The organism is Paenisporosarcina sp. P4_E4_2 (assembly GCF_056401595.1).
This window is the reverse complement of the sequence record NZ_JBFUJC010000310.1, coordinates 1-3,732: the sequence shown is the minus strand read 5'-3', so window position 1 is coordinate 3,732 and position 3,732 is coordinate 1. Positions and strand designations below refer to the sequence as shown.

Annotated in this window: 4 protein-coding genes; 2 read left to right on the top strand and 2 right to left on the bottom strand. The window is 38.8% G+C overall.

The window, feature by feature from the left end; all coding sequences use genetic code 11:
- Positions 1–82 precede the first annotated feature (82 nt).
- The gene (locus AC1DSB_RS16080) at positions 83–1,558 is read left to right on the top strand and encodes a protein adenylyltransferase SelO (protein ID WP_477531568.1); all 1,476 of its coding nucleotides are present in this window, start codon (positions 83–85) and stop codon (positions 1,556–1,558) included.
- 216 nt (positions 1,559–1,774) lie between these two features.
- Positions 1,775–2,050, top strand: coding sequence for a hypothetical protein (locus AC1DSB_RS16075; protein ID WP_477587102.1), 276 nt, complete (start codon positions 1,775–1,777; stop codon positions 2,048–2,050).
- Between the two features lie 308 nt (positions 2,051–2,358).
- Here AC1DSB_RS16075 and AC1DSB_RS16070 read toward each other — a convergent pair whose 3' ends face one another.
- Entirely contained in the window at positions 2,359–2,829 is a 471-nt protein-coding gene (locus tag AC1DSB_RS16070; RefSeq protein ID WP_477587101.1) for a hypothetical protein, read from the bottom strand.
- 231 nt (positions 2,830–3,060) lie between these two features.
- Positions 3,061–3,732, bottom strand: a 672-nt coding sequence (locus tag AC1DSB_RS16065; RefSeq protein WP_477587100.1) for a hypothetical protein, incomplete at its 5' end; no start/stop codon positions are given.

Sequence of the window (3,732 nt, the reverse complement as noted above, 5' to 3'; positions counted from 1 at the left end):
GTTCAGTGAATAAAGCATAGTACTCAATATCATAGAAATACCTAAATGATTATTTAATCACAAGAAATATGGAGGCGATACAATGACTAAAGAAAAAGCTGCAATTGAAAACGGATGGAACTTAGACAACAGTTATGCCCGACTCCCTAATTCATTTTTTACCAAGATCACCCCAAATGCTGTGCACTCACCGGAGTTAATAATCTTTAATGATTCCTTGGCAGAATCACTTGGATTGAATATTGATGAGTTAAAAAGTAAAGACGGCGTAGCGGAGCTTGCAGGCAATAGCATTCCTGAAGGATCATTACCACTGGCTCAAGCTTATGCTGGGCATCAATTCGGGAATTTTAACATGTTAGGAGATGGCCGTGCACTGCTGATTGGCGAACAAATCACGCCATCAGGTGAACGGTTTGATATTCAACTCAAGGGTTCGGGTCCAACACCTTATTCCCGCCGGGGTGATGGTCGAGCGGCACTTGGCCCTATGTTGCGCGAATACATCATCAGCGAAGCCATGCATGCACTTGGAATTCCTACCACCCGCAGCCTCGCAGTAGTGACAACCGGTGAGTCAATCATCCGCGAAACCGAACTGCCTGGTGCCATTCTAACCCGTATCGCTGCCAGTCATCTACGTGTCGGTACTTTTCAATACGCTGCAAATTTCGGGGGAATTGAAGACGTCCGGACGCTAGCTGACTATACAATAGAGCGTCATTATCCATATGTTGCAGGTAATGAAAATCGATATCTTTCGTTACTCCAAGAAGTCATCAAACGTCAGGCTGACTTAATTGCCAAATGGCAACTCGTTGGTTTTATTCACGGGGTAATGAACACTGACAACATGACCATCAGCGGAGAAACCATCGACTATGGTCCTTGTGCATTTATGGATGAATACGATCCAGCAACGGTATTCAGTTCCATTGACCAGCAAGGTCGTTATGCATACGGCAATCAGCCATACATGGCAGGCTGGAATCTAGCGCGCCTTGCAGAAACATTATTGCCGTTGTTCCATGACGATCAGGAGCAAGCAATCAAAATAGCCCAAGACGCGATTGCAGAATTCAACAAGTTGTATCACGAAAACTGGTATGCAGGAATGAGAGCAAAACTAGGAATTTTTAATGAAGAAAAAGAGGATGAAACCTTGATTGAAGATTTCTTAAATATCATGCAGAAGCATCATGCGGATTATACGAATACGTTCCGTGCACTCACTTTAGATACACTAGAAGATACGGACCTGTTCAACAGTGAAGAATTTGTAGAGTGGAATGAGCGTTTGCAGGCGAGATTAAGTAGACAAGAAGAATCAAAAGATTCCTCTCAACAGTTGATGAGGAATTCTAATCCTGCAATTATTGCTCGTAACCATCGGGTAGAAGAAGCACTGGAAGCTGCAGTTGAACGTGGGGATTATGGCGTGATGGAGAAGTTGCTTGAAGTTCTTTCGAGTCCTTTTGAACATACGAGTGAAAAGGCTGATTATTGTATGGTGCCTGGGGATTCAGCAAGTTCTTATCGGACTTTTTGTGGTACTTGATATTTAAGATCATCGTGAATGGATTAAATGAATTACAGTGGCTGGCACCTTTTCTCTTATTGGTACCTGTACATTTTTGAGGAAAAAGTGCCACCATTTTTTAAAATTGTAACAAATAATTACGCGCCCATAATTTACCATAGATAATTTGCTTTCAATTCATTAATTGTCTTTGTAAAATTTACATGTAAGTTAAATTTGAAAAGAGGCAAAATGATGGGATTGTTCGGAAGTGCATTAACAAAAACTGATAATGAATATTCATGGAAACAAAACAAAATATCTATTGAAAATGGATATTTAAAGAGTGCTGGATTGATTAATACAGTAAGAATTCCGCTTCACCATATTGATACAGTTAGCTATAGTATTGAAGGAATTAAGATTGCACCAGAGTTAAAAATCATCGGAAAAGGCACAGTCCTCGGAACTTTAAAAGTTGGACTAGATTTAATAGATGAAATCCAAGATTGGATTCTTAATAAAATCTAAGTAAGCTCCACATATGTGGAGCTTTTTAAATACTCACATTCTTACTACCCTATATCAAAAACAAACACGGTAGGGTTACAGGATTCGCCGTTTTTCATTCTTTTTGAATCAACTTACTGACTTTTTATAACCCCAATAACCTTCCCATTAATCAACACATCTTCTTTCTCCATCTGAATAGGCTCATATTTTGGGTTCTCGGAAATTTAATAATTACTCCAATTGCTACTCGACTGTCTCAATCTCTAACTCATCCAGGAACCTGATATGCTCAATGTGTTCATCGCCACCAGTAAAGCCACTTCCATTCAACGCATTAACAGTAGGAAGCACTTTGCCTGAACGATCATAGGCCATCCAGCCAAAATGGATGACCAACTATCCGGCAATGGCATGGCACCGAWTGATGTGTCCGAGAGTTCAACTAATTCCTCAAGCTGAACACCTGGATCATAGTAATCGATACCTTCCGAAATGTGGAATGACCAATCTTTTATCAGATAGAACTCTAGCTTTTCAATGGATGTTTCAGGAGCAATGTTCCACACCAAGTGGCTAGTGGAAAAATCTCCATCCTCAATACGCCATGAATGTGGTTCACCTCCTGTATTGACTCTCGCAAGTTTCCATTCTCTTTTTTGCCATACCCATTGACTGACTCCATATTTGTTCTCTTCCGATATAAACGGAACAAATACATATTTTTCATCAAGCTCGATGGTGTCCTGAATCTCTTTTACATTTGCTTGCGGGAAAATGTGATTGATTTCCTTAATCAATTCTTGCTTAGTGGAAAGGAACCCGGATTGTTAGAAGTAATCCAATAAATCAAACTGATGACGAGTAATATGGCCATGACACTTAATATGACCAGCTAAAACTGTATTTTTATTACAGTTAATTGATTGGATTAAGGAGCATGCCTGTACTCACGTTGCAATGGAGAGCACCGGTGTCTATTGTATGCCTATTGTTAACATACTATATTAATCTCTTGGAACTGCTAAAAATTAGAACTCAAAGTATTGAAATTCAGACCTATCATATTTTTTATCAATTATTTCATCTATTAACATTTTTGATGTTTTTTCTAATAGGGGAATCATATTCGACGTTTCCTTAATGGCCTCGAGAGTGTTATCTTCAGCACCATGGAAAATCCTATTCCTCTTTTCATACATGGAATCTATCCAACCATCTGGTAAATCCCAATCTATTATCTCTCCAAAATAATCTATAAAGCACTGATAAATTTGATTTTTCACTCCATCCTCTGTTCGAGGTGTTACAGTATGAAATTCCTTTCCGAGTATCTCTATCACATTCCAGAAAGCGAAAAATTGGTCGATTGCATTATGCGATACCTTGCCCTTAGAGTGCCACCCAATCGCTCTTAAAAGTTTTGGCTGATTAGACTCAAATTCTCTAGCCATTTTAAAGGCGGTGATGATATTGGATTTTGTTAATATCCTTCTACTTGTAAAATTCCTTGTCCTATTCAAACTACCTTCATATTTATGTAATTGGATAGGTATATCATTTGATAGAGATAAAACATCTCTCATTCTTCCGAAATAAACATTAGCAACCGTTTCAGCAGTATCTATAGTATCTGCATAAGCCGTAATAGTTGCTTTAAAACCATAATGGCTTTTTGACAGTGCTATATCACTATAGAATTG